The 6,059-nt window shown below is 42.4% G+C and carries 6 protein-coding genes; 2 read left to right on the top strand and 4 right to left on the bottom strand.

What is annotated here, in order from left to right; all coding sequences use genetic code 11:
• The first annotated feature begins 132 nt into the window (after window positions 1-132).
• Window positions 133-390, top strand: a complete 258-nt coding sequence (locus JUI58_RS05350; protein WP_204102718.1) for a chlororespiratory reduction protein 7 — start codon at window positions 133-135, stop codon at window positions 388-390.
• An 11-nt stretch (window positions 391-401) separates the two neighbouring features.
• Here the strand turns inward: JUI58_RS05350 and JUI58_RS05345 are convergent, their stop codons facing one another.
• A complete protein-coding gene (locus tag JUI58_RS05345) occupies window positions 402-956 on the bottom strand; it encodes a DUF2854 domain-containing protein (protein ID WP_239121287.1) in 555 nt (184 codons plus the stop codon).
• A gap of 319 nt (window positions 957-1,275) precedes the next feature.
• Here JUI58_RS05345 and JUI58_RS05340 point away from each other — a divergent pair, with 319 nt between their 5' ends.
• Window positions 1,276-1,683 carry an S-layer homology domain-containing protein gene (locus JUI58_RS05340; RefSeq protein ID WP_204102717.1) on the top strand — a complete coding sequence of 136 codons (408 nt, stop codon included), beginning with the start codon at window positions 1,276-1,278 and terminating at the stop codon, window positions 1,681-1,683.
• A gap of 7 nt (window positions 1,684-1,690) precedes the next feature.
• On the opposite strand, the gene cbiQ is transcribed toward JUI58_RS05340, so the two are convergent.
• The 3 genes from cbiQ to nblS all read right to left on the bottom strand — a co-directional run bounded on the left by cbiQ (window position 1,691) and on the right by nblS (window position 6,043).
• A complete protein-coding gene (gene cbiQ / locus JUI58_RS05335; protein WP_204102716.1) occupies window positions 1,691-2,458 on the bottom strand; it encodes a cobalt ECF transporter T component CbiQ in 768 nt (255 codons plus the stop codon).
• Between the two features lie 73 nt (window positions 2,459-2,531).
• The gene (locus JUI58_RS05330; RefSeq protein WP_204102715.1) at window positions 2,532-4,043 is read right to left on the bottom strand and encodes a hypothetical protein; all 1,512 of its coding nucleotides are present in this window, start codon (window positions 4,041-4,043) and stop codon (window positions 2,532-2,534) included.
• A gap of 2 nt (window positions 4,044-4,045) precedes the next feature.
• Window positions 4,046-6,043: a two-component system sensor histidine kinase NblS gene (nblS, locus tag JUI58_RS05325; protein ID WP_204102714.1), complete on the bottom strand. Its 1,998-nt coding sequence runs from the start codon at window positions 6,041-6,043 to the stop codon at window positions 4,046-4,048.
• Window positions 6,044-6,059 lie beyond the last annotated feature (16 nt).

Here is a 6,059-nt window from a genome sequence, read left to right as displayed (position 1 = left end):
CTAATGACTTAGGCAGCTAAGGAGCGAGACGCTCCCACTACTGTATTCTTTTGTTATGGTAGTGCGGGCATCTTGCCCGCTAATGTGTAGAGCCTAAGTTTAAACAAATTTACCATTTTATACTTCTGACTTATGGCAGATTCAATCATGTATCAAGAGGATTGTTATGTTATCCTCGAACCCGATCGCCCAGAACAATTTCTCTCAGAAGCAGAGTTACTCGAGAAACTGAAGGACATTTTGCAACAACAGGAGGAATTACCGCGAGATTTACAAAAGTTTAATTCTCTGGAAGAACAAGCGCAACATTTACTGGAAACGTCTTGCGAGTTTAATGTTTCTCCGAGTCAATATCTACAATGGTATGTGACAAGATTGGAAAAAAGGTGATTTCTCGTTACTCATTCATTATCATTTGTAACAGTAATTAAAGCAAGTTCGATCCATTCTTCTTGGGTTTGCGCGAGGGTTGTCCGAATGCCGGGACCGAAGAATTTTTCGATTTTTTCTTGTTTCTCTTGCCACTGTTCTAAACTGACAAAAGGGGAGTAAAAGTCCAAAATTAAAGCATAATTGCCCTCGATCGCCTCTTCTCGGAGTTCCTGAAGATTGGGAAGTTCTTCATCAGGGGCGATCGCCAGTTTCATTAAGGGATAATCTAAATGAACGGGTTGTCCGTAGCGATAGCGGGTGATATCTTTGCGAAGTTTTTGTTGAATTTCTGTTGCTTGTTCTTCTCGCAATGCTAATACTTCTGGTGACGTGGGTTTACTGTAGGGGATGGGTTTAAGTTCTGAGGCTTTTAAGGCTAAACCGCCGAGGAATAAAGGTATTCCATAGAAAAAACCAATCAGGTTAAGGGTGGGTTTACCGAAAGCGTAGGCGATAACTCCCATAATTGTGAGGATGCTGCCAACAGAAAGACCGAGTAACGCGAGGGGAATTTTTCCGAACATTGCTAAGAGTTTTAATTGCTTTTCAATTTTATCTTGCGATCGCCACAGTAGGGAAGTTCAATCCAATAAATTACGCTTAATGTGAAATTAAAGGGAAGAAGGAACAGCCTGAAAAGTCAAAACAGCAAAGATTATCATCAACCAAATTGGCGATCGCTGTAGGGATGTTAAATTTAACGTCTCTATAGCCAATCTCCCTGAATAGTAAAGGCTGCCCATTTAAGTAGATCTGCAAAATTATAAGCTAAGATTAAATAAACTCTAAACTGGCGCGATCGCGTCTATTAAAACCTTTTAATTAAATTTCAGGAGAGAGAAAATGTTTAAACCTATTGCGGCGATCGCGATCGCGCTTTTGAGTCCCTTCTTTATTGCCCAAACGCCTACCCTCGCTAACCCCATCCAAATCGCCCAAAATCGCGATGTATTCCCCGGTGACTGGGCTTATGAAGCCCTGCAAAACCTCTCCCAAAACTATAATTGTATTACTGGTTATCCCGATGATACATTTCAAGGCGATCGCGTTTTAACTCGTTATGAATTTGCAGCAGGTTTAGTCTCTTGCATTCAGTCGATGGAAAGCAAAATACTGGAAAATGGAGACTTTGCAACTCAAGAAGACTGGCAAGAAATGCAACAATTTTTGCAAGAAGCCTCAACAAAACTCGATTTGCAAGAAACTCAAGTTGAATTACAGGAAATTCAACTTGAAACGATTGAACAATAAAAAATCATCAACGACTCAGCAAAAATTCAACAATAATGAAAATAATTGCAACAAAAAGTGTAGTAATTGATGCAATCCAACTCAAGCGATCGATATCTTGAATCCCTTTTCTATCTTGCGCTTTTTCTTGACCGTAGCCTCGTAAAATCATAGCATAGTAAACACGCTGCGATCGCTCATAACTTCGGATTAATAAAGTTCCCGTCAGTTGTGCCAAAATTTGTAAATTTCTGCGCGTCAGGCGATCGCGTCGAAATCCTCGCAACTGCATTGCCCTTTGCATCTTAACTCGCATCTCTTGTAACTCTTGCAAATACCGATAAGTTAACAAAGCCATATCAACAATTAAAGCCGGAAGACCCAGCGATCGCATTGCTTTTAAACTATTCGCGATCGGTGCCGTACCAAATAACACCAAACTCACTGTTAGGATAGAAGCAAATCGCACCAGAATCAACGCCAAAGCCTCACAGCCTTCTTGTTTTAAGCTCAACCATCCCCAGTGCCATAACACCGTTTCCCCCGTCCCAAATGGCAAAAAAAAGACCATTGCGGCAATGAAAAAGCCTGGATAGCGCAATCGAGAAAGCCAAAATCCAAAAGGTAGACGAGAAATCAAATATAAACCTGCTGTTATTACTACCATAAATGGCAGTAAAATCAAATGGCGGACAAAAGCAAAAGCAAAAATTAAAGTCAATAATGATACCAATTTAGAACGCGGTTCCCATTGGTGAATTGGTGACTTTAAACGGGCATAGCGATCGAGATTCATGTGGTAGGGGTTTGGTCTCCAAACCCTCTTAATTTGGTCTCCAAACCCTCTTAATTTGGTTCTCCAAACCCTCTCAATTTGGTTCCCCAACCCTCAGAGGATTCGGTTGAGGATTAATAATAGGTTGAACAGGGACGATCGCCACATAGGGAGATAATAAAGCCTCATCAACCCAACCCGAATAATAGCGTACTTCTGTTCTTGCTCCCGTTAATTCTAGTAAATCCAGATCCCCTCGTATGGCTGCAACATCGGGAGGATTATTGGGATTAAATTCCTTTTGTCCAATACCCATCGGACCCCCACCAAAGATATTGAGAGAGACTTCATCAAATCCCCGTTGGAAACGCTGGCCATTCCAATGCCATTCCGATCCCGGCCAGTATAGCGGTGCGAAATACTCTTGCGCTGTTCCATATATTTCCGACCAAGCCGTTTTTCCCCCGGAGATCGCCGTCGTAAACCCCTCCTTGTAGACTATCTCATAGCGTTCCTTCGCATTTTCCTCGTAAGCGAGAGGCGATCGCCACAACACCTCTACCTTATCTGCTTCAAGGGTTAGTGCCGGTTTTTGGGCAGCTAAACGATTGTATAGGGTAATCCCTCCATTGGCGAGGTCTGCCATGACCGCAAAGCGCCAACAATTCCACTTATCCCGTTGTTCCATTGCTTGCCAATAGGTGCGACAAATGCCATTTCCAGTACCTACCCATAATTCTTCTCCATTCACCCATAATTTGGTCGGAATGGCACCAACAAGGGGACTATTGCGAACGTGATAGGCAGTAATGGTATCAGAATTGAGATCGTAGGAAACTAATCCCATACTCGGAATATAGGGGTTTCCTTCCCCTGATGTCTGCGTGGTCAGCCAAATTTTAGCGTTATCCGACTCCCCGGCGATCGCAATATCTTTGATGATTTGCCCTTTAATTTTATCCGGTTGTTTCAGTTCGATCGCCTGGTTTTGAGGATTGTAAAAGGCTAAGGTGGCAATACTCGTAAATCCTTCCCCCCGAGGGGCAGAAATTGAAATCAACAGGCGATCGCCGTAGGGAACTGCACTGACGAAATCTGGATACGCTAAATCATTGCCTAAATTGGCTTTACGAATATCTTCTAGGGTGTAAAGATTGGTGACGATGGGTTCTGTTGCTTCCGGTGGAATCAATTGCAGAACCGCACGCTGCGATCGCTGTCCCGAGGTAAAATCAGGGTCTAACACGGCGCGATATTGATAGGTTTTTCCCTGAAATTCCACAGTTTTATAAGGAAGTTCTGCACCCAGGGAAGAAGCAGGAGGAGACATCGTTCCTTTTGTTACTGTCCAAGTTTCATTGCCTCGACAAAAAATAAAATCGTAGCTTAAACTTTGAAAGCGAATAATATTTTTGTTGGCTGCAATATTCTGGATTTGGAAATTAAAATAGTTGGGGAAATCTCGTTCGGCAGGTTTGGCTAAAGTGGGGGGAGAAGCAGCAGGATCGGGACAATTTGCTGTATTGCCAGGAGTATTATTTTCAGCTTGCCGATCGCAAGCACTAAGTAAGCCCACAAAAAATAATAGTGCAATCCTTCGTTTCATAATTAAAGTAAGTTTAGATTTATCTGGGGTAATTCTGGAGAAGGGCGATCGAGTTGCAGGGGATCGTAAATCTCTAGATCGAACCAAAAGGTACTTCCCAAGCCAATCTCACTCACTAAATTGACGCGCGAACGATGTCTCGTGACAATATTCCTCACAATAGAAAGACCCAGCCCGGTTCCTTCGAGGGTATGAACGCGATTTTCAACCCGGAAAAAGCGATCGAAAATTGCCTCGCGATCTTCCGCATCAATTCCTGTTCCCGTGTCGGAGACTTCAACGCGAACTTTTTGCAGGCGATCGCCTTCTTTTGTTATAGCATCGAGGTCAATTTGATAAGCGCGAACGATAATTCGCCCCCCAGACTCTGTAAACTTCAAGCTATTACCCACAAGATTCGCTAAGACTTGCAATAATAAATCATAATGCCCTAAAACAAAAGGCAAATTTGCTTCAATTTCAGCACCAATCTCGATTTTTTTATCCTTGGCATTGAGTTGATAACTACGCAGAGTTTGCTCGATGGTGCGCTCAATTTCAACGTCTTCTAATTGATAGTTTTTTGAGGATTCTAAGCGAGATAAATCGAGAACATCATTGACCAAACGAGTTAAGCGATCGGTTTCGTTATTAGCAGTATGTAGAAATTCTTGTCGTTCTGCTTCCGATAAATCCTCGCCGTATTCGTAGAGAGTTTCAATAAAAGATTTAATATTAAAAAGAGGGGTTCTAAGTTCGTGAGAAATATTGCTAATAAACTGACTTTTCGCCTCATTTAATTCTACTTCGCGAGTAATATCCTGCACTGTCATCGCAATACCTTTGACATTTTCCCGATCGCGATCGAAGACTTGGGTTAATAAGATGCGAATCGTTCGTTCTGTAGGTCCTGCGATCGTGACGCGAAACTCATCTCCGTCTTTTTCTTGCTGCGATCGTTCCCAAAGATGATGGGAATCTTGAACCAGATCTTCGCTGGTTTTATGTTGCAGGGGTCGCGTTAATTGAGCGCTAACAGATAGAGGTAATTCTTGTAAAATATTCTTGCCGATCGTATCTTTCCCTTCCCAGCCGAAAATACGCCGCGCTGTAGGATTGACTAAGATAATTTCGGCATCATTATTGAGCAAAACTGCACCATCGGCGATGGTGGAAACAAGGGTTTCTAACTTAGCTTTTTCAGCCGTTAATTCCTCAATATTTTGTTCTTCATAACGCTTTAAACGTTCTGCCATTTTATTAAAGCTAAAAATCAATTCTCCTAATTCCCCACCCAAAGGCAAATCGATACGCTGTTTGAAATTTCCGGCGGCAATATTTTTCACCCCTACTAGCAATTCCTTAATCGGTTTAGTAATCGTTAGAGCATTAAAAACAACCCCTAACAATACCATCGCCCAAATCGAAATAAATACCGCGATCGTTACATCCCGCGTTAAATTAGAAGAAGCAACCACTGTTGGATTCGGATTAATTCCTACCGCCAAAACTCCGAGATATTTGTCATTATAGTTGAGAGGCACAAAAACATCAGTAACGCCACCATGAGGGGTTTTATGTTGGCGAATCATCGGAAATTTTGCCTCTTGTGCGTAATTCTCGGGTAATTCAATATGGCGTTTAATCGTTAGAGAATTTTGGACTTCTGCGGCACTATAAGGGATACCGAAGAAAATCTCTCCATTAGCATCCGCATATAATAAGTAACGAACGCTGGATGTTCCTCCATAAAAAAGACTCGAAAAACGAGCAACTTCGGTGAGTTTATCTTCTGCAATTAAAGGTGCAACATTATTAGCCAGCAACAGTCCTAAATCTTTGCCAAAGCGAGTATCATTCATGCTGGCATCCTGCTGGATGGTATTCACCGCCCAGAAAGTCAAACTACTCATTAACAAAGAAACCGCCAGAGTTGCCACCGCCATGAGTCTTGTCTGGAGGGTAAATTCCGACCACCAAAGGCGGATAACTTCTCGAATTTGATTTAAGAGTGCCAGCAAGGGTTACAGTTGATAG

The sequence above is a fragment of the Spirulina sp. CCY15215 genome (genome assembly GCF_016888125.1).
GTDB lineage: Bacteria > Cyanobacteriota > Cyanobacteriia > Cyanobacteriales > Spirulinaceae > CCY15215.
This window is presented reverse-complemented; position numbering and strand designations above follow the sequence as displayed.

What these genes read in the sequence shown, in the direction of transcription:
- JUI58_RS05340 (WP_204102717.1), top strand. Translation starts at nt 1,276, where the DNA reads ATGTTTAAACCTATTGCGGCGATCGCGATCGCGCTTTTGAGTCCCTTC.
- cbiQ (WP_204102716.1), bottom strand. Translation starts at nt 2,458, where the DNA reads ATGAATCTCGATCGCTATGCCCGTTTAAAGTCACCAATTCACCAATGG.
- JUI58_RS05350 (WP_204102718.1), top strand. Translation starts at nt 133, where the DNA reads ATGGCAGATTCAATCATGTATCAAGAGGATTGTTATGTTATCCTCGAA.
- JUI58_RS05330 (WP_204102715.1), bottom strand. Translation starts at nt 4,043, where the DNA reads ATGAAACGAAGGATTGCACTATTATTTTTTGTGGGCTTACTTAGTGCT.
- JUI58_RS05345 (WP_239121287.1), bottom strand. Translation starts at nt 956, where the DNA reads ATGTTCGGAAAAATTCCCCTCGCGTTACTCGGTCTTTCTGTTGGCAGC.